Origin of the sequence: Halolamina pelagica, from assembly GCF_001307315.1 — an archaeon.
Lineage (GTDB): Archaea > Halobacteriota > Halobacteria > Halobacteriales > Haloferacaceae > Halolamina > Halolamina pelagica_B.
Genome location: NZ_LGUC01000001.1, coordinates 1 through 20,135, shown reverse-complemented (window position 1 = coordinate 20,135; position 20,135 = coordinate 1). Strand labels below are relative to the sequence as shown.

20 protein-coding genes and 5 pseudogenes are annotated in these 20,135 nt (G+C 64.0%); 10 read left to right on the top strand and 15 right to left on the bottom strand.

From position 1 onward, the window contains the following. Positions 1 to 40: 40 nt before the first annotated feature. From npdG to SY89_RS00105, 3 genes and pseudogenes are all read right to left on the bottom strand, one after another. A complete protein-coding gene (gene npdG / locus SY89_RS00115) occupies positions 41 to 709 on the bottom strand; it encodes an NADPH-dependent F420 reductase (protein ID WP_054582641.1) in 669 nt (222 codons plus the stop codon). 71 nt (positions 710 to 780) lie between these two features. Continuing rightward, a pseudogene (locus tag SY89_RS00110) lies at positions 781 to 1,655 on the bottom strand (TIGR01548 family HAD-type hydrolase). A gap of 87 nt (positions 1,656 to 1,742) precedes the next feature. After that, positions 1,743 to 2,126, bottom strand: a complete 384-nt coding sequence (locus tag SY89_RS00105; protein WP_054582640.1) for a UPF0146 family protein — start codon at positions 2,124 to 2,126, stop codon at positions 1,743 to 1,745. Between the two features lie 38 nt (positions 2,127 to 2,164). Here SY89_RS00105 and SY89_RS00100 point away from each other — a divergent pair, with 38 nt between their 5' ends. Both SY89_RS00100 and SY89_RS00095 read left to right on the top strand, forming a co-directional pair. Then, positions 2,165 to 2,686, top strand: coding sequence for an archaemetzincin family Zn-dependent metalloprotease (locus SY89_RS00100; RefSeq protein ID WP_054582639.1), 522 nt, complete (start codon positions 2,165 to 2,167; stop codon positions 2,684 to 2,686). A 51-nt stretch (positions 2,687 to 2,737) separates the two neighbouring features. Further along, positions 2,738 to 3,805 carry an alanine racemase gene (locus SY89_RS00095; protein WP_204374400.1) on the top strand — a complete coding sequence of 356 codons (1,068 nt, stop codon included), beginning with the start codon at positions 2,738 to 2,740 and terminating at the stop codon, positions 3,803 to 3,805. A gap of 163 nt (positions 3,806 to 3,968) precedes the next feature. Here SY89_RS00095 and SY89_RS17950 read toward each other — a convergent pair whose 3' ends face one another. Beyond that, positions 3,969 to 4,160, bottom strand: a complete 192-nt coding sequence (locus tag SY89_RS17950) for a hypothetical protein (protein ID WP_239685469.1) — start codon at positions 4,158 to 4,160, stop codon at positions 3,969 to 3,971. A gap of 66 nt (positions 4,161 to 4,226) precedes the next feature. Between SY89_RS17950 and SY89_RS17945 the strand changes: the two genes are divergently transcribed. From SY89_RS17945 to SY89_RS00075, 4 genes are all read left to right on the top strand, one after another. Beyond that, positions 4,227 to 4,838, top strand: a complete 612-nt coding sequence (locus SY89_RS17945) for a YncE family protein (RefSeq protein WP_239685468.1) — start codon at positions 4,227 to 4,229, stop codon at positions 4,836 to 4,838. Positions 4,839 to 4,904: 66 nt separating this feature from the next. Continuing rightward, on the top strand, positions 4,905 to 5,771 hold the full coding sequence (locus tag SY89_RS00085) for a cytochrome b (RefSeq protein WP_054582638.1): 867 nt from the start codon (positions 4,905 to 4,907) through the stop codon (positions 5,769 to 5,771). 5 nt (positions 5,772 to 5,776) lie between these two features. Next, positions 5,777 to 6,148 (top strand): hypothetical protein, encoded by a 372-nt coding sequence (locus SY89_RS00080; protein WP_054582637.1) that lies wholly within the window; start codon positions 5,777 to 5,779, stop codon positions 6,146 to 6,148. Between the two features lie 141 nt (positions 6,149 to 6,289). After that, entirely contained in the window at positions 6,290 to 7,603 is a 1,314-nt protein-coding gene (locus SY89_RS00075; RefSeq protein ID WP_239685467.1) for a nicotinate phosphoribosyltransferase, read from the top strand. Between the two features lie 188 nt (positions 7,604 to 7,791). Here SY89_RS00075 and SY89_RS00070 read toward each other — a convergent pair whose 3' ends face one another. From SY89_RS00070 to SY89_RS18900, 3 genes and pseudogenes are all read right to left on the bottom strand, one after another. Further along, positions 7,792 to 8,055, bottom strand: a complete 264-nt coding sequence (locus SY89_RS00070) for a ubiquitin-like small modifier protein 1 (RefSeq protein ID WP_054582636.1) — start codon at positions 8,053 to 8,055, stop codon at positions 7,792 to 7,794. A 47-nt stretch (positions 8,056 to 8,102) separates the two neighbouring features. Next, complete coding sequence (locus tag SY89_RS00065) at positions 8,103 to 8,474, bottom strand: NUDIX hydrolase (RefSeq protein WP_239685466.1); 372 nt, start codon at positions 8,472 to 8,474, stop codon at positions 8,103 to 8,105. A gap of 126 nt (positions 8,475 to 8,600) precedes the next feature. Continuing rightward, positions 8,601 to 10,259, bottom strand: a pseudogene (locus tag SY89_RS18900) (long-chain fatty acid--CoA ligase). 202 nt (positions 10,260 to 10,461) lie between these two features. Between SY89_RS18900 and SY89_RS17925 the strand changes: the two are divergent. Beyond that, on the top strand, positions 10,462 to 10,959 hold the full coding sequence (locus SY89_RS17925; protein ID WP_239685465.1) for a hypothetical protein: 498 nt from the start codon (positions 10,462 to 10,464) through the stop codon (positions 10,957 to 10,959). Beyond that, complete coding sequence (locus tag SY89_RS17920) at positions 10,956 to 11,336, top strand: hypothetical protein (protein WP_239685464.1); 381 nt, start codon at positions 10,956 to 10,958, stop codon at positions 11,334 to 11,336. Before SY89_RS17925 ends, SY89_RS17920 begins: the two co-directional genes overlap by 4 nt. An 81-nt stretch (positions 11,337 to 11,417) precedes the next feature. Here the strand turns inward: SY89_RS17920 and SY89_RS00045 are convergent, their stop codons facing one another. The 4 genes from SY89_RS00045 to aglM all read right to left on the bottom strand — a co-directional run bounded on the left by SY89_RS00045 (position 11,418) and on the right by aglM (position 15,264). Further along, positions 11,418 to 11,645, bottom strand: a complete 228-nt coding sequence (locus tag SY89_RS00045) for a hypothetical protein (protein ID WP_054582633.1) — start codon at positions 11,643 to 11,645, stop codon at positions 11,418 to 11,420. 187 nt (positions 11,646 to 11,832) lie between these two features. Further along, the gene (locus SY89_RS16930; RefSeq protein WP_189319077.1) at positions 11,833 to 11,982 is read right to left on the bottom strand and encodes a zinc ribbon domain-containing protein; all 150 of its coding nucleotides are present in this window, start codon (positions 11,980 to 11,982) and stop codon (positions 11,833 to 11,835) included. A 464-nt stretch (positions 11,983 to 12,446) separates the two neighbouring features. Further along, positions 12,447 to 13,379: an NAD-dependent epimerase/dehydratase family protein gene (locus SY89_RS00040; RefSeq protein ID WP_054582632.1), complete on the bottom strand. Its 933-nt coding sequence runs from the start codon at positions 13,377 to 13,379 to the stop codon at positions 12,447 to 12,449. A gap of 580 nt (positions 13,380 to 13,959) precedes the next feature. Next, positions 13,960 to 15,264, bottom strand: coding sequence for a UDP-glucose 6-dehydrogenase AglM (gene aglM, locus SY89_RS00035; RefSeq protein WP_054582631.1), 1,305 nt, complete (start codon positions 15,262 to 15,264; stop codon positions 13,960 to 13,962). 87 nt (positions 15,265 to 15,351) lie between these two features. On the opposite strand from aglM, the gene aglF reads away from it, so the two are divergent. Further along, on the top strand, positions 15,352 to 16,077 hold the full coding sequence (aglF, locus tag SY89_RS00030) for a UTP--glucose-1-phosphate uridylyltransferase AglF (protein WP_054584628.1): 726 nt from the start codon (positions 15,352 to 15,354) through the stop codon (positions 16,075 to 16,077). A gap of 49 nt (positions 16,078 to 16,126) precedes the next feature. On the opposite strand, the gene rfbB is transcribed toward aglF, so the two are convergent. Next, positions 16,127 to 17,053: a dTDP-glucose 4,6-dehydratase gene (rfbB, locus tag SY89_RS00025; RefSeq protein WP_054582630.1), complete on the bottom strand. Its 927-nt coding sequence runs from the start codon at positions 17,051 to 17,053 to the stop codon at positions 16,127 to 16,129. A gap of 52 nt (positions 17,054 to 17,105) precedes the next feature. On the opposite strand from rfbB, the pseudogene rfbD reads away from it, so the two are divergent. Beyond that, positions 17,106 to 17,992, top strand: a pseudogene (gene rfbD, locus SY89_RS00020) (dTDP-4-dehydrorhamnose reductase). Here the strand turns inward: rfbD and SY89_RS00015 are convergent. The 3 genes and pseudogenes from SY89_RS00015 to SY89_RS00005 form a co-directional block, all read right to left on the bottom strand. Then, on the bottom strand, positions 17,989 to 18,168 hold the full coding sequence (locus SY89_RS00015) for a hypothetical protein (protein ID WP_054582629.1): 180 nt from the start codon (positions 18,166 to 18,168) through the stop codon (positions 17,989 to 17,991). The pseudogene rfbD and the gene SY89_RS00015 overlap by 4 nt on opposite strands. Positions 18,169 to 18,170: 2 nt before the next feature. After that, a pseudogene (locus SY89_RS19210) lies at positions 18,171 to 19,238 on the bottom strand (glucose-1-phosphate thymidylyltransferase). Positions 19,239 to 19,241: 3 nt separating this feature from the next. Then, positions 19,242 to 19,704, bottom strand: a pseudogene (locus SY89_RS00005) (dTDP-4-dehydrorhamnose 3,5-epimerase family protein). Between the last annotated feature and the right edge of the window lie 431 nt (positions 19,705 to 20,135).

The window sequence follows — 20,135 nt, the reverse complement described above, 5'->3', positions numbered from 1 at the left end:
CCCGGTACACCGTTGCCTGTCGAGGTTTCGGGACGGCGGACTACTTCAGCTCCAGCCCGAGGTCGTGCAGCCCGTCGTTGTTCGCCGCCACGTTGATGAGCAACGGCGTGAGCGACTCCACCTCGGCGGCGTTGCCGAGCCCGCCGGCGTCGAGCGCGCGCAGGCCGTCGATCCCTTCGGCGATGTCGGTCACGATCCCCTTCGCGTCGCCGTCGTCGCCGACGACGAACGTGTCGACGCCGAGGTCGGCGTCCAAATTGGCCAGTCGCCCCGCGGCGAGGTTGTGGAACGCGCCGACGAGTTCGACGCCGTCGGGCACCGCGCTCGCGGCGTGTTCGGTGACGCTGCCCGCGGGCGGCGGCGCGTAGTGGAACCCGTCGTCGTCCCGGTCCATCCCCGTCGCGGGCGTGACGAGGATGTCGCCCGCGTCCAAGTCGTCGGCGACGGCCTCGATCGTGTCGGTGACGTAGTACGGCGGGACGGCGACGATCACCACGTCCGCGAGCGTCGCCACGTCCGCGTTGGCCCCGCCGTCGATCGTCAGCTCCATCCCGCGGGAGTCGAGTTCGGCCTCGTACTCCGCGGCTTTGGCCTCGGCCTTCTCGGCGTCCCGCGAGCCGATCAGCACCTCGTGGTTCGTGTGGTACGCCAGCCGGAGGGCGAGCCCCTCGCCGATGTCGCCCGTGCCGCCAAGGATCGCGATATCCATAGTCGAGACTCCGGTCGGTCGCGACGTAAGGATTGTGCGAGCGGCAGGTGGCTGGGGCGTCGCCGCGAGCCTCAGTCCAGCAGGTCAGGGAGGTCGTTCACCGAGTCGATCACCGCCGCCACGCCCGCCGCCTCGTACTTCCGGCGACCGGACTCGCCCGTCAGCCCGCCCGTGAGGACGCCGACGCCGTGGTACTCCCGCGACGTATCGGCCTCGGCGGCGTTCACGGCCGTCCGCACGTCGTCCAGCGTGTCGCCGACGAAGGCGACCGACTCGGCGTCGAACCGCTCCGCCAGCGTCGTCAGCGCGCGGGGTGGGGCTTCCCCTCTGCCCAGTCGTCCATCGTGAACCGGTGCTCCTCGGGCACGGACAGGCCAGCACGCCCCAGCGCAATCTCCGCCTCGGCTTCGGGGCGGCCGGTCAGCACCCCGACGGGGAACCGGGACTGCAGCGCCTCGACGGTGCCGGGTTCCAGGATCACCGGCTCGTCGTGGATGTAGCCCGGCGCCTCGAACGGTGGCTCCCCGCCCTCGATCTCGCGGAACAGGTCGGCGCCGAGGTAGAGCGCCTGGAACGTCTCCCGGATCCCCTCGGGGTCCCACTCGGCCTCGACGGCGTCGGCGTCGAACCCGTCCCGGGCCGCGGCCTCGCGCAGGACTGCGCGGGCGGCCGCGACCCCGCCGTCCTCGCGGGCGGCGATGGCGTCGGTGAACTCGGCGGCGTCGCCCGTGTAGCCCGCCGCCCGGGCGAGCACGAACAGCGTCGCACCGTCGGTGAGCTCCCAGTCGTTGTTGAAGCCGCCGGCCTCCTTGAAGCGCTGGACGGTCCCGCGCTCGATCGTCGTGCCGTGGCGCCGTTCGATCGTCTCGATGATCGCCCGCCGGTATGAGTCCGACTCGTCGACGAGCACGCCGTCGACGTCGAGGACGACCGCGTCCGCGTGCATACCCCCGCTCGGTCCCGGGGGCGAAAGGCGTTTGCGACTCGCGGCGGCGTCAGCGCCGGGCCTCGCGGGTGGCGGCGCGGTACAGCGTCACCCGGGGGCGTCGCCCCCACCCAACTGCTCGCGCTCGACGGGGATCGACGGCTCGTCGTAGCCGAGCGTGGTGAACACGAACGTCGCCCCGACACGCTCGGCGAGGTCGGCGATCGGGCGGTGGAGTTCGGGCGGGCAGTTGAGCGCGTAGACGACATCGACGCGGTGGAACGCGTCGGGCTCGTCGACGGTCGTCACGTCCTCGACGCGGAACCGGACGCCATCGGGCACTGATACGGGATGCACGTCGGTGGCGCGCACGTCGGCGCCGGCGTCGACGAGCCCGGCCGCGACGCCGGTGCGGTCGCCGATGCCGACCTCCAGCAGCCGGCCGGCGCCCCGAAGCCGTCGGACGATTGAAGAATCAGTTTGGCTGTTCATGCCGAGGGTTTATGCTGATCCTCGGCGTGTGGTGGCATATGCACGTCGACATCGTTCCAGTCGGGTCGGTCCCGAGCCGCGCCAAACGCGAGGCGTCAGAGGCGTTGCGGGCCGTCTACGACTGCGACGTCGGCGTTCGGAACGAGCAGCCGATCCCCGATGACGCGCTCGACCGCGGGCGGAGCCAGTACCGCGCCGAGCGCTTCATCGAGGTGGCGAGCAACACCGGCAACGGGGAGAAGAACATCGCCATCACGACCGAGGACCTCTACTACCGCCAGCGCAACTACGTGTTCGGACTGGCCTACCTCAACGGCCGTGGCTCGGTCATCTCGACCCACCGGCTCAACACCTCCTCCGACGGCGGCATCTCCACCAAACCCACCTCGGAGGTGTTCGCCGACCGCATCCGGAAGGAGGTGGTCCACGAGATGGGCCACAACTTCGGGCTGGAACACTGCGACAACAGCAAGTGCGTGATGTCGTTCTCGCCGACGGTGCGGGAGGTCGACGTGAAAGAGGAGAACCTCTGTGGCTCCTGTTCGCGGATGCTACGGTAGCGAATCACCGCTTCCCGGCAGTTTTTCTCGCCGCCGGCCGGGCTTCTCGGCATGACCACCTGGACCAGCGACCAGATGGGCCCCCGACTCGGTGAGCCCGTCGACGACCTCGAGACGCCGGTGCTGCTCGCCGACGTGGACGCGATGGAGCGCAACATCCGCGAGTACGCCGCCGTCGCCGACGAGCACGACGTCGAGCTGCGATCACACGTCAAGACGCACAAGAACGCCGCACTGGCGGCCCGTGAGGTCGAACTCACCGGCGACACCGGAATCTGCTGTCAGACGCTCGGGGAGGTGGAGACGATGGCCCGCAACGGGATCGACGACGTGTACCTCTCCTACCAGGTCGTCGGCGAGTCGAAACTCGACCGGCTCTGCTGGCTCGACGGGAAAGTGGACGCTCTGGCGACGACGGTCGACTCCGTGGCGACGGTCGACGCGCTCGCGGCGGCCGCCGAGCGCAACGACCGGACGCTCCACGCGGTGCTGGAGGTCGACATGGGGCTCAACCGGACCGGCGTCGCGCCCGACGAAGCGGCGGAGCTCGCCCGACGAATCGCCGACGCCGACGCGCTCGCGTTCGACGGGCTCCTCGCCTACGACGCCCACGTCAAGAGCGAGGCGTCGACGGAACAGGAGTTCGAGGAACGCGCGTGGGCGGCGATGGAGCTCGCACAGGAGGTCGTCGACGACATCGAGGCCGCCGGGATCGAGGTGCCCGAGGTCAAAGTCGGCGGCACGGCCACCTCGCGCTACAGCGCCCGCCACCCCGTCGTCACCGAGATCAACCCGGGGATGTACCCGTTCAACGACGTGGGCGAACTCGAACTCCGGCCGTGGGAAGTGTCGAAGGACGACTGCACGGCGACGGTGCTGACGACGGTGATCTCGGTGCCCGACGACGACCGCCTCGTCGTCGACGGCGGCAGCAAGACGTTCTCGCTGGACAAACCCCAGCTGCCCGTCCCGAAGCACCGCGACGACATCGAGTACGTCAACGCCAGCGAGGAGCACGGCTGGATCGACACCAGCGAGTCCGAGGCGTCGTTCGAAGTCGGCGACCGACTCGAGTTCATCGTCCCCACGTCTGTACGACGATCAACCTGCACGACCTGATCGTCGGCGTCCGCGACGGCGAGGTCGCGGATCTCTGGGAAGTGCAGGCCCGGGGGAAGGTACGGTAACGCGATTTCCGGAACCCTCGCGATTAACCCACGCTCTGTCGAAGTACGCCCATGGGCGAACTCATCGTTCTCAACAAGGACGAGGACACCGTCGACTACCTCGACGCCGACACGGGCGAGACGCTCGCGACCGTCGAGACCGACTTCAACCCCACGAGATCGCGCTCTCGCCGTCCGGCGAGACCGCCTACGTCACCTGCTCGCTGGGGAACTCGCTGCTCTTCCTCGACAACGAGGCCCGCGAGGTCCGGGACCGCTTCGAGCACGACCTGTTCGAGTTCCCCCACGGGCTCGCCGTCCGGGAATCCGCGGGCGAACTCTGGCTGGCGTCGACGTACAGCAGCCAGCTGTTCGTGTTCGACCTCGAGACCGAGGCACTCCTCGAGACGTTCCCGACCCACCAGGAGTACTCCCACATGGTCACGTTCGGCCCCGACGAGGAGACCGCGTACGTCGCCAACATCGGCAGCGACTCGGTGACCGTCGTCGACGCCGACGAGCGCCGCGTCGTCGCCGACCCGCCGGTCGGCGAGGGGCCGGAAGGGTTCGCCGTTGACCCCGACACGGGCGAACTGCTGGTGGCGAACCAGGACGACGACAACCTCACCGTCCTCGACGGCGGGAGCTACGAGGAGACCAGCACCGCGATGCTCGGAACGACGCCGGTCCGGCTGGTGTTCGACCCCGCGGGACGCTACGCGCTCACGGCCAACCGCGAGAGCGACGACGTGTCGGTGATCGACACGGCGTTCGTCCGCGACGGCGAGCGCCGGCCGTGGGAGGTCAAACGCATCCCCGTGGGTATCTGGCCCGGCGGGACCGCCTTCGACCCGTCGGGCGATCGGGCGTTCGTCGCGAACAACAAGACCAACGATATTTCGGTGATCGACACCGAGTCGTTCGACGAGGTCGAGCGCTTCGACGCGGGGATCCATCCCGACGGGATCGCCTACCGGGCTGACTGACGCGCCGTCCCCAGTTGCTCGGGTGCTTCGCCATGCTTTTGAGAACGCGGCACCGACGTATTGGACATGAGCGCAGACGAGGACAAGTATCCCGCCGAATCGGGGCGGCGGCGGTTCGTGAAGGGCGTCGTGGGCGGCGCTGGGCTGGCCGCTGTCGGGACGACCGGCGCGGTCGGTATCAACTCCACGACCCAGTCGCCGGGGTCGGGCGGTGGCTCGACGACGGCGATGGCCATCGAGAACACTGCGGGGCCCGCACCGCGTGGGATGCCCCTGATCCCGGTCGAGATCGACGACGAGGGGTACCTCAAGGGGTTCTGGCCCGAAGTCGAGGAGGTCGACCAGGGCGGCCGAACCATCGAGGTCGCGGAGGCCGAGATGGGCGGCCAGACTTACTCCTCGGAGTGGTTCCAGTACTGCGGTGTCGAGTCTTACCAGGGGATCGTACCGGGCTACGAGTCGGATAACTACTTCCGCTCGGACTCCGGCCCCGCCTACGACTGGCAGAGCGAGGAACTCGAAGGCGGCGACCGCCTCAACGTCGACATGTTCGAGGACTACGAGTCGTGGGGCAACGGCATCGGGAAGGCCGGCATCGGGAAGCCGGCGACCGGTCGTTGGCGCTCCGAGGACACCGAGAACACCATCCCGATCCAGGTGATCCGGAGTCCGATCATCGAGGATATCGCCAACGGCAACACCGACGCCGACCAGGCCATCGTCGACTGGCTCAGCGCCAGCACGCAGGACGGGTTCATTGCGTGGCTCAACAAGTGTACCCACTTCTGCTGTGTGCCGGGGTACAAGCAGACTCAGTCCTCCGCCTCCTTCGGCGGCGAGGACGGCGTCTACTGCGCCTGCCACCAGTCCGTGTACGACCCATTCAGCATCGTCGAGACGCTGTTCGTCGCCCGACCGCGGCCTGACGACTGATTCCCGTGGTCGACGACACTCGCGAAGACGGCGCACCGGCCGAGGCCGGTGAGGACGACCACGACGCTGACGGCGATCACGCTACCGGCGACGATGCCGGGAGCGACGAGGACGCGGAGTTCGCCCAGCGGGTCTCTGAGGCCCGCGACCTGCTCGGCGAGGACGCCACCGCGCTCTACGTCGGCGTCGTCCGCGACGGCCGCGAGGTAGACTCCACGTTCGCCCAGCAGGCGGACGATCACCAGCAGGAGGGGATGCAGGCACTCTCGCTGCTGGCCTCGCACATCCGCCTGGTCTCCGACGAGGCCGGCGTCGACTACACCACGGTCGCCGCCGACGCGGTGACGCTGGCCGAGCAGTTGGACGAGTCCGAGTAGGCAACCTGTCGACGCCGAACGAACGGACCGCCCGGCTGAACCCACTCGGCTGCCGATCGCGCCGTTTGACAGGACTTTTTGTTCACACGCCCCAGACAGTGCCCACGGACGACCCGCCGGCGTCGGGGCGACTCCCAGATCATGAGCGAGTTCGACATCATCCCACCCGAAGCGATCGAGTCAGGCGATGCGACGGACGCCTACTTCGACCGAACGGCCGAGACCCTGGAGCACGCAGGGCACAACCCCCACGTCGTCGCCGAGGTCACGGCCGACCAGTTCCCGACGGGGGAGTTCGAACTCCTCGCGGGGCTGCGTGACGCCGCCCACCTGCTCGAAGGGCTGCCGATCGACGCCGACGCGCTCCCGGAGGGGACGCTGTTCGACGGCGGCCCCGTGCTCCGGATCGAGGGGACGTACCTCGAGTTCGCCCGGTACGAGACGGCGCTTTTGGGCTTTCTCTCTCACGCCTCGGCGGTCGCGACCAACGCGCTCCGGGCGCGGCGCGCGGCGCCGGAGTCGACGGTGTTGAGCTTCGGCACCCGCCACGTCCACCCCTCGATCGGCGCGATGGTCGAGCGATCGGCGCTCGTCGGCGGGCTCGACGGCATCTCCAACGTCGCCGCGGGCGAGGTGCTCGATCGGGAGGCGGGCGGGACGATGCCACACGCACTGCTGATCTGCTTCGGCCGGGGCAATCAGGAGGACGCCTGGCGCGCCTTCGACGACGCCGTCGCCGCCGACGTGCCCCGCGTCGCGCTCTGTGACACCTACAGCGACGAGGTCGACGAGGTGCTCCGCGCCGTCGAGGCGCTGGGCGACGATCTCGACAGCGTCCGGCTGGACACGACGGGCTCGCGCCGCGGCGACTTCCGGCACATCGTCCGGGAGGTGCAGTGGGAGCTCGACGCCCGCGGCCACGGCGACGTGGACGTGTTCGTCAGCGGCGGCATCGACCCAGCGTCGATCCGCGAGCTACGCGACGTGGCCGACGGGTTCGGCGTCGGTGGCTACGTCAGCAACGCCGACCCCGTCGACTTCGCGCTGGACATCGTCGAGGTCGACGGCGAGCCGGCCGCCAAGCGGGGGAAGCTTTCGGGCGCAAAAGCCGTCTACCGCACCGACGACGGCGGCCACCACGTCGGGCTGCGAAGCCGCGAGGGCCCCGACGACGCCGAGTCGCTCATGCAGCCGCTGCTGCGGGACGGCGAACTGGTCCGCGGGTTCGACATCGACGCCGCGGCCGAACGCGCACGCACGGACGCCGAGTGCACCGACTTCCCCGCGACCGCTAGGGCGGGAAGGAGTCGACGACGAACGTCCCGTAAGCCGCCACCCCGAGCAGCAGGAACCCGACGATCAGGAGCACGACCCCGCCGAACCGGAACGTCCACAGCCGGTGCTCCTGGGTGTCGTCGTAGAACTCGGGGTTCTCAGAAGGCGGTGTCGAGCTGATTCGCTCTGCGGCTCGTTCCTGGAGGGCGATCGCGGTCTCGGTTCGGAACGCGAAGGTAGCGCCGACGCCGAGCGTTCCGAGCGCGAGGAGCCAGATCGCGATCAATGTGGCCGTCGCCATCTCGGGCAGTCAGTCGTCGGGCGCCGTGTTGAAACCCCGGTCTCGCGAGCGAGCCGACGAGGCGGGGCTACCCGCCGCTGACCGGCGGGAACAGCGCGAGTTCGTCGCCGGCGTCGACGCCGTCGTCCGGGTCGACGTTCTCGCCGTTCTTGAGGAGGTTCACGTCGCCCCGGAGATCGCCGTCCTCGGTCAGCGCCCGGTCGCGGAGCGCCGGCTTCGCGGCCAGTAGCGCCTCGAGCGCGTCGCCGACGCTCGCGTCGTCGTCGACGTCGACCGCGACGGTGCGGTCACCGGCGGCCTCGGCGAGATCGGCGAAGAGCTTCCACTGCATACCCGCGGGTCGGCGGCGGGCGGAAAAGAGGGTTGCGGGTCCACCGGCTACAGCGTGGATACCGAACGCTCCATCACCCGTTCGACGCCCCGGGCCTGCGGGTCGCTGAGCCGTCGGCGGGCCACGCCGGGGCGCGTCCACTCGGCCGTCGTGTGCTCTGCACTGAGGGAGACCTCCCGATCCGTCGTGGAACAGCAGTAGTACACGCCGAACCGGTCCCGGCCCGCGTCGTTGCGCCACGCGACCGTGTGGACCGGTTCGTCGACGGCGACGTCGAGGCCGGTCTCCTCGTCGATCTCGCGTCGCAGTCCGGGAACGGGATTCTCGCCGGGTTCGAGTCGACCGCCAGGGAGCTCCCACCCGCTATCGCTCGCTCGACGAACGAGCAGCAGTTCGTCGTCGGTTGAGGATGACCCCACGAAGGCTAATTGAGGCACGGAGGGGCGTGTCGGTCATTGGCCGACTGAGGTACAAACACTGAGTTCAGCTTTTTTACGTTGTCGCGTCCGGTCGAACCCCAACCGTACCGGAATCAGCGAGGCTGGTCAGTCCTCGCCTTCCGGGGCCGCGTCTGCGGGCGCGTCTTCTTCGAGCAGCTCGCTCTCTTCGCCCTCGTACAGCTCTCGCAGATCCTTCTTCGAGAACTTCCCCGTCGCCGTCTTCGGGATCTCGTCGATGAACTCGAACCCGTCCGGGATCCACCACTTCGGGTACTCCTCGCGGAGCATCTCCCGGAGCTCCTCGCTCAACTTGTCGCGGTCGGTCCCCTCGGGCGCGACGACCATCGCCACGGGTCGTTCCTGCCAGCGCTCGTGTGGGACACCGATGACCGCCGCCTCGCTGACGTCGTCGTGGGCCATGATCGCGTTCTCCAGTTCCTGTGAGGAGATCCACTCCCCGCCGGACTTGATCACGTCGTCGGCCCGATCGACGATCTCGATGTAGCCGTCCGTGTCGACGGTGACGATGTCGCCGGTCCGGAGCCACGACCCCTCGAAGTCCGCCTCGTTCGCCGCCGGGCTGTTGAAGTACTCCATCGTCACCCAGGGACCGCGGACGAGCAGCTCGCCGAACGCCTCGCCGTCCCACTCGATCTCGTCGCCGTCGTCGCCGATCACCTTGAACTCGAGGCCGGGCACGATCAGCCCTGTTTCGACTTCACGTTGAACTGCTGCTCTTTCGGGGCGTCCAGGAGGTCGTGTTTCAGGTTCGCGACCGTCCCGATCGGGGACATCTCGGTCATGCCCCACGCGTGGAGGACCTCGACGCCGAGTTCGTCGAACTGCTCGATAAGCGCCTCCGGGGCCGCCGCCCCGCCGATGACGATCCGCTCGAGCGAGGAGAGGTCGACGTCGTGCTCCTCCACGTAGTCGAGGAGGCCCAGCCAGACCGTCGGCACGCCCGCGGTCAGCGTCACGCCCTCCTCCTCGATGAGCCGGGCGAGGTCCGCCGGCTCCGGCGACGGGCCGGGGAACACCTGCTTGGCCCCGGCGGCGGCCGCCGAGAACGGCATCCCCACGCGTTGACGTGGAACATCGGCACCACCGGCATCACCACGTCCGCGTCGTCGATGTTCAGCGCCTGGGGGACCATCGTCGCCATCGTGTGGGCGTGGAGCATCTTGTGGGTGTACTCGACGCCCTTCGGCATCCCCGTCGTCCCTGAGGTGTAGCACATCCCCGCGGGCTGTTCCTCGTCCAGTTCCGGGAACTCGTAGCTCGTCGACTGGTCGCCGATGAACGACTCGTAGTCGGTGATGGGCTCGAGCGGCAGGTCGGGCACTTCCGAGCCCATGACGACGAACTGCTCGACGCTCTCGAACGCCTCGGGGTCGTACGCGGCGGCCAGCTTCTCGGCCAGCGACGGGTCGACGAAGATCACCTTGTCTTCGGCGTCGTCGACGATGTGCTGGATGTGGCCGTCGGGCAGCAGCGGGTTGATCGTGTGGAGCTGGGCCCCATGTTCGGGACCGAGAAGTACGTCTCGAAGTGGCGGTCGGTGTTCCAGCAGACCGTCCCGACGCGATCGCCTGTTTCGACGCCGGCCTCGTCGAGGGCGTTCGCCAACTGCCCGACGCGGTCACCGTACTCGTCGTAGCTGTACCGCTTCGTCCCCTCGTGTGTGCGGGCGACGATCTCTCGCTCCGGGGTGATGTTTTCGGCACGCCAGAGGAACGGCTTCAGCGTCTGTTGGTAGCCAGTCACAGTTAGAGTCGTGGTAACACGCGCAATAGTTTTTCGGTGGTTTTGTTGCGCCTTCCTCACGGAGCAACGCGGGGAACGACCCGACCGAGTAGCGCAGTAGGGCGGCGTGTCTCACCTGTTCGTCCCCTTCGATACCGCTGTCCAGCGTCCAAGCTCCCTCGATGGGGACAAGATAGATGCCAAAGCGGACATCAACTCAGGTATGCCCTCCGTCGGTCGGATCACACGCAGTCTGTTGGTCGGTGTCCTCCATGCGGCCGGACTCCTGGGTGTTGCACTTGAGCTTGGCTACGCAGTCGGCCCAGCCGAATACACAGCGATCGGCTTGCTCTGGCGCTATGGCGGGCTCGTTGTTGTCGCCGCCGTTCCAGTCTGGCTTGCACTTCGCTTCCGGCTCGTCGTTCCGCTGCTGGCCCTCGTGCTCACGACTGGCTACGTTTTCGGGATGGAGCTCACGCCACCCGGACCGACGTTCCATGACGTCGCCGAATTCGAGCGCCTCGACGAACCGACCGGTATCATCGTCGTCGAGAACGGGCTGTACATCGTGCGCTACATGATGAACGCCTCCGTCTGGCTCGTCGGGTTCCTGTTTGCTGGGTTGGTCGAGGCTGTCAGCCGGAGTGACTGGCGACGGCTGCCCGCTCCCCCGGCTTGCCGGACTGGCTCTCCCCACCCGTCTCTCGACGGCAGGCTGTGAGTGTCGCCGCCGCGGGTGGGCTACTCCACCTCGTCGTAATGGTGTGGTTCGCTCGCCGACTCGGCGTGACGATTACCGGTGGCTACGAGTGGGTGCTCTATGCATCCAGCACGGTCGGGATGTGGCTGCTCGCGGCGGTGCCGCTCTACCTGCTCGTTCGCCACCGGCTCGTGGTTCCAGCGACGCTGCTCACCGGCTTCATCGTCATCGACGTTCGGTCGGAGTTTGCGGCGAGCGTCGAGGACGCCCACGCACTCTACTTCGGGGCGTGGTTCGTCTTTCTCGCGATCTTCCTGATCGGCGGTCTCGTGGAGTACGGCTTGCGGCAGGTCGATTCTCTTCGCAGGATGGTGTCGCGTCGTGGAAACCGACATTGATGGCAGGGCCGGTTCATCGACGAGCCGGCAAGCAGGAGCGAGGTGCCCGTGACTCAGGCGTCGTGGTCTAGACGCCCTGGCTCAGCTGACGCCGACGCCGCCCGGTCGCGCGGTAACGTACACCCGCATCTCGATTTCGTCAGGACAGGCCTGCTCGACCCGCTTGACGATGTCGAGGGACTCGTACGCCGCAATATCGTGGTTCGGATCGTGGAGGCCAACAGCTGCCGTTCCGTTGGCCGTCGCATCGACGACGCTGTCCGTTCGGCGTTGGACCTTTTCTTTGAGTTCTTCGCGGGGACCCATCATCGAAATATGTTACATGCCGAATTAATAGCGCTTTCGCAAAATCCGGGTCCTGATGTGTATCAAATGCGGCTTGGGTAGTGTATGGCTCCCTCAATACAGATCCGATGCCGAAATCAGTGTCCGTTACTGTCTGCCCTCCGATCGTCTCGCCCGCTCGGCGGCGATGCCGCAACGTCTCGCACCAGTACTAGCTAAACCGGTAGCAGGCGATATCGCTGGTCCCACAGTTCGGGCATACCTCCGTGTCGGCTGCGAGCGTTTCCCCGCAGCGTCGACACTCCCACATCGCTGTGGGCTCGTCGTCGACGACGCTGCGGAGGCGCTTGAGGAGGCGCACGAGTGGATAATCTGTTTCCTTCTTGTTAACTCTATGTCCTCGTGACGGGTCACGGCTCTTCGGGTGGCTGTTCAGTAGGGGTCGCTGGTGGCCGAGGGTTTGTTGAGTGGGCGTTTCGTGGCAGCGACGCTAGTCCGTACTGGTTCACGGACTCGAGACGGAGGTCGAGACTTCGAGAGTGCGCAGTCTTAACCAACACATCGCGCCATACCGTCGACATCTGTTGGTTAATCGCCCCAGCGGCTCCCTGTGAGCGCTCACGAGATACTCCCACGTGTCGCAATGGGAGGAATACGGGGTAGTCGTGGAGAAAGGTGCGCGTTAGTCTCGGGCGCCGATGACGGTGTCGCCGCATTCGACGCAGACGTACGTGCCGTCGATGGTTTCTGCGGCAGGGACGTTACAGGGGATGCACTTTACACGCGAGGATCGGACGGTTCGAGGGTAGCGGCTCATGAGTGTGGTTAGTTCTCCGTGACCACCGAGTCCGTGTACGGCTCACAAACTCGCGCGACACCTTCTTCGAAGTCGATCGTCGGCTCCCAGCCCGTGGCCTCGTGGAGTTTCGAGTAGTCGGCCATCGTGTCGTGGACGTACACCTCCAGCGGGTTCTCGATGTACTTCGGGTCGACGTCGGTGCCCAGTTCGTCGTTGATCATCGCGACCATCTCGTTGAACGTGTAGCTCTCCTCCGTGCCGACGTTGTAGATGCCCTGGAGTTCATGGTCGGCGGCGAGTTCGCAGGCGCGGACGACGTCGTCGACGTGCGTGAAGTCGCGGGTTTGCGTGCCGTCGCCGAACAGTTCCGGCCGCTCGCCGTTGGCGATCTTGTCGGTGAACTGGGCGACGGTGTTGGCGAACTCGCCTTTGTGTTCCTCGGCGCCGGCGAAGCCCTGATAGACCGAGAAGAATCGCAGGCCGGCGAGGGTCATGTCGTGGAAGTTGTGAAAGTACTCGGCGTAGCGCTCCCTGGCGAGTTTCGAGGCTTCGTACCCGGTTCGGGCTTCGACGTCCATGCTTTCGGGAGAGGGTTCGGTCCGGTCGCCGTAGATGGAGGACGTGGTCGCGTAGACGACGGTGTCGCAGCCGTCCTTGCGGGCCTGTTCGATCGTGTTCACGAACCCCTCGACGTTGACGCGGGCGCCTTTCGCGGGGTTGTCCTCGTGCATTTTGTAGGAGGAGAGTGCCGCCAAATGGAACGCGACGTCGACGTCCGTGGGGAGATCGTCGTCGACGACGGATGCGTCGACGAACTCCACTGCTTCGTCAAGGTTGTCGGGCGTGCCGAGGTACTGGTCGTCAACGGCGATGACGTTGTTCGTCTCGGCGAGTTGATTCGCGAGGTTTGAGCCGATGAAGCCCGCGCCACCAGTGACGAGGACGCGTTGGTTCTGCATGGGAGTTCGTGTTCGATAGTTGGTGGAAAGGGTGTCGATCGATCCCGGGTGTCAATCCTCGTCGCCGACGACTGTGTCGCCACACTCAACACAGACGTAGTCGCCGTCGACAGTTTCGGCGGCCGGTGCGTTACACGGGATACACTTCACGCGAGAAGAGCGTACAGATCGAGGGTATCGGCTCATGACATGTGGTACATGGCGATTCACTAATGGGTCCCGATTTATCTGGTTCTTACCTCTCTTTCGTAGACAGCAGTCAATGGTGTGGTGACTGGTGATCCAATCGACGCCACTGTTTATCAAATATCTCACTATACCTGCCAATTTCCTGCAGGTACAGCCACGAAACGTGACGATTCGTATTCACACGACGGCGCCGGGTTACTTATAAATGTTCCGGCGGGCGTCGATTAGATATCGTCACGCTGCGTTACAGCACTCGTCGCCGTCTGGTGATTCGCTAGATATGACTGTAGGGCGGCGGGGTCATAAATGTTCAGCATTCTTCAAATTATGGCATAATTACGGGGGATAGGCGACGGATTTATGCGAGCTTCAGAACTGGTCGAAACGACAGTTACCAGGTGAGGCCTTCGTAGACGATTCCGTCTCTGCGATCGATCGCGCGGCGGCCGTCGACGACGACAGGCGTGGCCATGGCGTCGAACTCCTTGTCGAGCAAGGTGATTTCCTCCCAGTCGGTGACGATTAGGGCAGCCGAGGCGCTGTCGAGCGCGGCCGCAGGGCTTTCTGCGTACTGGATGTTGGGGAAGTGCTCGCGCATGTTCTCGGCAGCGATAGGGTCGTAGGCGACGACCTTAGCGCCACGCTGCTGGAGGCCTTCGATGACGGGGATGGCCCGGGAGTTACGGACGTCGTCAGTCCCGGGCTTGAACGCGAGGCCAAGGACGGTGACTCGCTTTCCGCGGACGTCGACGTGGTCGTCCATGAACGAGAGGAGGCGCGTTGGTTGCTCGTCATTCACTTCGGTGGCGGCGTCGAGCATGAGCGGCTCGTACTCGTGCTGACGGGCCGCTGCGCGGATTGCTGCGGTGTCCTTGGGGAAGCAGCTGCCGCCCCAGCCCAAGCCGCTGCGGAGGAACTGCGCACCGATACGGTCGTCGAGGCCGATTGCGTCGGCGACCTCGTAGGCGTCGACGCCGAGCTCCTTGCAGATGTTCCCGATGTCGTTGATCAGGCTGACCTTGGCCGCGAGGAAGGAGTTGTTCGCGTACTTGATCATTTCCGCCGTCCTAGTGTCAGTTTCGACGACCGGGGCATCGGTCTGGTCGATGAGCGGGTCGAACACTTCGTGCATGTCCGCGAGCGCGCGGTCGTCATCGGCGCCGAGGACGACTTTGTCCGGGTCGAGGAAGTCGTGAACTGCAGTTCCCTCTCGGAGGAACTCGGGGTTCATGCCGATACCGAAGTCCTCGCCGGCGATCTTGTTTGATTCTCTCTCGAGGATGGGGGTGATTTTGTCTTCGGTGGAGCCGGGGATAACGGTGCTTTTCACGACGACGGTGTGCCAGTCGTCCTTGTCGGCGAGTGTGGCGCCTAATTGTGCGGCGCCGGTCTCCATGATGGAGAGGTCGATACTGCCGTCGTCGTTCTGCGGCGTCGGGAGACAGAGGAAGGTCGCGTCAGTGTTGAGGAGCTCGGCGTAGTCTGTGGTGGCACGGAGGCGGTTTGTGCTGTTGGAGCCGGCGTGTTTCTCGAGGAGCTCAGGGAGGCCGTCCTCGTGGATTGGCGCTTCGCCGGCGTTGATGGCGTCGACGATCTCTTCGTCGATGTCGACGTTGACGACGTCGTGGCCGAGGTCCGCGAAGCAGGCCGCGATCGTGGTGCCGACGTAGCCGCTGCCGACGACAGAGAGGTGCATGGGGTCGGGTAAGCAAGAGGGTCACTCATAGGTTTGGTTATCCGTGTGAAAAGACATATGGCGGTGTATGGCAACTCCAACATAGTCATGAAAGCTGTCGTACTTGCTGCCGGCGAGGGGACGCGCCTGCGTCCGCTCACGGAAGACAAACCGAAGGGGATGGTCGAGGTCGACGGGAAGCCGATCCTGACCCACTGTTTCGAGCAGTTGGTGGAGCTGGGCGCCGATGAACTGGTGGTGGTGGTTGGCTACCTGAAACAGAACATCATCGAGCACTACGGCGACGAGTTCGAGGGGGTGCCGATTACGTACGCCCACCAGCGTGAACAAAAAGGGCTCGCGCATGCGCTGTTAAACGTCGAAGAGCACATTGACGACGACTTCATGCTGATGCTCGGGGACAACATCTTCCAAGCGAATCTGGAAGACGTGGTTCGTCGGCAGCAGGAGGACCGGGCAGATGCGGCGTTCCTCGTGGAGGAGGTTGACTGGGAGGATGCTAGTCGGTACGGGGTGTGTGACACGAATCAATACGGGGAGATTACTGACGTAGTGGAGAAGCCAGAAGAGCCGCCGTCGAACCTGGTGATGACCGGGTTCTACACGTTCAGCCCGGCGATTTTCCACGCGTGTCACCTCGTGCAGCCTTCTAACCGTGGCGAGTACGAAATTTCGGAGGCGATTGACCTGCTGATTCAGAGTGGTCGGACGATCGATGCGATTGGGTTGGAAGGTTGGCGGATCGACGTTGGGTATCCCGAGGATCGAGATGAGGCAGAGGAGCGGTTACAGGGGAAGCAAGTGGAAGCTTGAAGTAGAGATATCTGGTTGAGAACTACCAGACCTTTTCTTCTGTAAGTGATTACCCGATGTAGTAATCGACCGTACGTTCTAGCCCCTCCTCAAAGGTGTATTCCGGATCCCACCCAAGTGCCTCGATCTTCTCAGTTTCCAGCGCATACCGCTGGTCGTGTCCAGCACGGTCTTCAACGAACTCAATGAGATCGTCAGACGCACCGACGGCATTGATGATTGCCTCCGTAACCCCGAGATTGGTTTTCTCCGCGTGGCTCCCAATGTTGTAGACCTCCCCGACCTCGCCCTTACGGAGGACGACATCGAGTGCCCGGCAGTTGTCCTCCACATAAATCCACTCCCGGACGTTTGACCCATCGCCATAGACGGGGAGGTTCTCTCCGTTTGCTGCGTTCAGGATGAACTTGGGGATGAGCTTCTCTGGGTTCTGACGCGGGCCGAAGTTGTTACACGTGCGCGTAATGAGCACAGGAAGATTGTGGGTCGTTTCGTAGCTCTGGGCGAGGTGATCAGCGCCCGCCTTGGTCGCGGAGTAGGGGTTTCGCGGCGAGAGTTTGTCGTCCTCCGAGAATTTCCCGTCAAGGATCTGCCCGTACACTTCGTCCGTCGAGATCTGGAGGAACCGATCGATGTCCGCCTCTTTCGCAGCGTCAAGGAGCACCTGCGTCCCTTCGACGTTCGTCTGGACGAACGGTTTCGCTCCCTCGATCGATCGATCGACGTGAGACTCAGCCGCAAAGTTGACGATTGCGTCGACATCGTCGACGAGGTCACGGACGAGCTCTTCGTTGCGGATGTCACCCTTGACGAACTCGTGACGGGGATTGTCAAGTACGCCTTCGAGGTTGTCTTTTGACCCCGCGTAGGTGAGTGCGTCGAGCGTGACGATCTCGTCGTCTTCGTGTTCAGAAAGGACGTGGTGGACGAAGTTCGACCCGATGAATCCGGCTCCGCCAGTAACGAGAATTCGCATACTATTGGCTTACGAGCGGCACGTATTTACCTTACTGTTGAAAGGTTAGCGTATGCGGCTCCTCGTCGTCGGCGCGAACGGTCTCCTCGGCAGCAACGTCGTTCACACCGCTCAACAGCGTGGCTGGGACGTTCGTGGTACGTATCACTCCGAACGGCCAGCGTTCGATATCCGCTGGACCAGCACGGTCTCCGGAACTACGACGTATTCAGGAACATCCTTGCGGAACACGAGCCGGAAGCCGTCATCAACTGTGCGGCCATGACCGATGTAGACGCCTGCGAGACGAACCCGGAACTGGCTTACGAACTCAACGGTGAGGCACCTGGTGAGATGGCTGCGGAGTGCCGTCGCGAGAATATTGAGTTCGTCCATATTTCCACAGACTACGTTTTCGACGGAACTGCACGCGTGCCGTACGACGAAACCGACGAAATGAACCCGGTACAGGCCTACGGGGAGTCCAAGTTGGCAGGTGAACAGGCAGTCGAGGAGGTACAAGAGAGCGCTCTGATAGCCCGACTGTCGTTCGTGTGGGGAGTTCATCGCGGAGACGAGGAGCTCACAGGGTTCCCTGCGTGGGTACGTGGGAAGTTCCTCGACGGGGATGACGTGCCGTTGTTTATAGATCAGTGGGTGACTCCAACACGAGCCGGGCAGGCTGCAGACGTGCTGCTCGATCTTGCAGCGCAAGGGGCCGATGGCCTGTTCCATGTCGCCTGCCGCAGCTGTGTTACTCCCTACGAGTTCGGGGAGTTGCTCTCCGAGTACGTCGACGAGGATGCGGATCTTCGAGAGGGGTCTGTCGCCGACGTGGAACGGGAAGCAACAAGGCCGACATACAGCTGTCTGAACGTTGCTCGGCTTGAGTCGACTCTGAATCGGGAACAGCCGACGTTACGAGAAGATATCGAGGCGATAGAGGAAGCGTTCCGCTAGATCTGGTACCGGTCTCGGTGTTCGAGGAAGTGCTCGCGTGCATCCTCGGGGAGGTCGTCGAACCGGAGCACCTCCTGGCAGTCCAGTCCCGGACACTTCATCACGCGGTTGTCCTCGAGTTCGTTCGCCGCGATGACGGTTCCACAGGCCGGGCAGGAGTGGGTGATGATGCGCATGGTTAGAGTTTGAGCTGGGAGTTCTCGCCGACGACGAGTCGTCGACCTTCGGGCAGGAGTTCGTCGGCACTCTCGACGTCGGCGTTCCGGCCGAGGAGGCTGTCGACGATGCGGCCCGAGGCCGAGATCTCGGAGCCGCCGATGACGACGCTGTTCTCGATGTGGATGTTCTCCAGCGTGGAGTCGGCGCCGATTGATGTGTACGGTCCCACGTAGGTTCCGCCCTGGATCGTGACGTTCTCAGCGATCGAGACGGGCCCACGGACGACGGCGCCGGACTCGATGACGGACGAGTCTGCGAGCTCTATCCGGCCGTCGGTTTCGGCGCCGTCTTCGATGACCCCTGCCGTCGTGAGTTCCTTATCCTCGAGGACGAGGCGGTTGGCCTCCAGAATGTCCTCGGGCTTCCTGTGTCTTTCCACCAGCCGGTCACGACGTGGGAGTCGATCTCGTGGCCGTCTTCGAGGAGGTCCTGAATGGCGTCGGTAATCTGAGCTCCCGCGCCAGGACGGCTCGAGGTCGTCGATGGCGTCGAACACCGCCGGAGAGAAGACGTACATCCCGATGAGCGCCAGGTTCGTCGGCGGTTGGTCGGGCTTCTCGATGAGCTCTGTGACGTTGCCCTCGTCGTCGACGTCGGCGATGCCGAACGCCTGAGGGTTGTCGACCTCCTGAAGCGCGATACCCGCCCCATAGTTACCGGCCTCGAAGCTCTCGACGAGCTCGGTAACACCGGACTTCAGGATGTTGTCGCCTAGGTACATCACGAAGTCGTCATCGCCGACGAACTCTCGCGCGCAGCCAGCCGCGTGAGCGAGCCCGAGGGGGTTCCTTGGACGATGTATGTGATGTCGACGCCGTACTTCGAGCCGTCGCCGAGGAGTTCCTGGATCTCTTCCCGACCTTTGTTTCCGAGGATGACGCCAATTTCGGTGATGCCAGCCTCTTGATGTCCTCAATCGCGTACTCGAGGACTGGCTTGTTCGCGACGGGGACCAGCTGTTTCGGTCCAGTATGGGTGATCGGACGGAGTCGAGAGCCAGTTCCGCGGAAAGTAAGACGCCCTTCATGTACTACTCGTGAGGTGGTTCTTCCCAGTCTAAAGGTATTTTGTCTGTGTCGTATGGGATGCGCTCCTCGTCGGGGTTCTCGTAGTCGTAGAGTTCGGTGGGGTAGTTGATGAGGAGGGCGGGTTTGTCGCCGATGGCTTTGAAGCCGTGCCAGCAATCGCCAGGGATGTGGATGAGCTTCTGGTTGTGCTCACCGATGACGAACGTGTTGAGTTCGCCCTGGGTGGGTGAGTCGTCGCGATCGTCGTAGACGCCGACCTTGATGCGACCCTGTGGGCAGACAAAGTGATCGTTCTGTCCTTCGAGGTGGCGGTGCCACGCCCGGATGATTCCGGGGTAGTCATGGAGTAGTAGGACATGGCTGGGTCGATGTTGTACTCTCCCAGTCGGTTCGGAATACTTCGACGAGATGGCCGCGTTCGTCAGCATTCACTTGGAGGCTTTTAACCTCTACATCGTGAATCATAATCGACGATATTGCTGTACTGTCTTAGCCTTGTTGAAAATCAGAAAATGATAAATGCTCGTCAGTCAGATAATACCAATAGGTTCATTAATGTTTGCAGTTTTGGTAATTGGCCATGTATTGGAATCTCCTTTCGGTAGATTCCTCCTAGTAATTTGGTCTTTTCTTTTCGGCCGACTTACCTGATCTCTGACTATCATTACAGACGATGGCACGCAACATGTTTCCGAGAGAGTGGTCGTCGCCATCACGAACTACGAGTTTGGTTCAACCGGGTCTTCACCTGCTCGTAGCAGGAGGTGAATTCAATAATCGGCCTCTAAATAATGCAAAAAAAAAAATATTAGAATCAAAATCACCAGTTGGCTAGGATAATCCTAAACAGATGTTATAATTCTAGTCAACTAATGAACCGCATCCCTCTTTCTGCG

What these genes read in the sequence shown, in the direction of transcription:
- SY89_RS00070 (WP_054582636.1), bottom strand. Translation starts at nt 8,055, where the DNA reads ATGCAGTGGAAGCTCTTCGCCGATCTCGCCGAGGCCGCCGGTGACCGC.
- aglM (WP_054582631.1), bottom strand. Translation starts at nt 15,264, where the DNA reads ATGCACCTCTCTGTCGTCGGCAGCGGCTACGTCGGCACCACGATCGCG.
- SY89_RS00075 (WP_239685467.1), top strand. Translation starts at nt 6,290, where the DNA reads ATGAGCGAGTTCGACATCATCCCACCCGAAGCGATCGAGTCAGGCGAT.
- SY89_RS00040 (WP_054582632.1), bottom strand. Translation starts at nt 13,379, where the DNA reads ATGCAGAACCAACGCGTCCTCGTCACTGGTGGCGCGGGCTTCATCGGC.
- SY89_RS00015 (WP_054582629.1), bottom strand. Translation starts at nt 18,168, where the DNA reads ATGCGCATCATCACCCACTCCTGCCCGGCCTGTGGAACCGTCATCGCG.
- SY89_RS00085 (WP_054582638.1), top strand. Translation starts at nt 4,905, where the DNA reads ATGAGCGCAGACGAGGACAAGTATCCCGCCGAATCGGGGCGGCGGCGG.
- rfbB (WP_054582630.1), bottom strand. Translation starts at nt 17,053, where the DNA reads ATGCGAATTCTCGTTACTGGCGGAGCCGGATTCATCGGGTCGAACTTC.
- npdG (WP_054582641.1), bottom strand. Translation starts at nt 709, where the DNA reads ATGGATATCGCGATCCTTGGCGGCACGGGCGACATCGGCGAGGGGCTC.
- SY89_RS00095 (WP_204374400.1), top strand. Translation starts at nt 2,738, where the DNA reads ATGACCACCTGGACCAGCGACCAGATGGGCCCCCGACTCGGTGAGCCC.
- SY89_RS17925 (WP_239685465.1), top strand. Translation starts at nt 10,462, where the DNA reads ATGCCCTCCGTCGGTCGGATCACACGCAGTCTGTTGGTCGGTGTCCTC.
- SY89_RS00045 (WP_054582633.1), bottom strand. Translation starts at nt 11,645, where the DNA reads ATGATGGGTCCCCGCGAAGAACTCAAAGAAAAGGTCCAACGCCGAACG.
- aglF (WP_054584628.1), top strand. Translation starts at nt 15,352, where the DNA reads ATGAAAGCTGTCGTACTTGCTGCCGGCGAGGGGACGCGCCTGCGTCCG.
- SY89_RS00105 (WP_054582640.1), bottom strand. Translation starts at nt 2,126, where the DNA reads ATGAACAGCCAAACTGATTCTTCAATCGTCCGACGGCTTCGGGGCGCC.
- SY89_RS00100 (WP_054582639.1), top strand. Translation starts at nt 2,165, where the DNA reads ATGCACGTCGACATCGTTCCAGTCGGGTCGGTCCCGAGCCGCGCCAAA.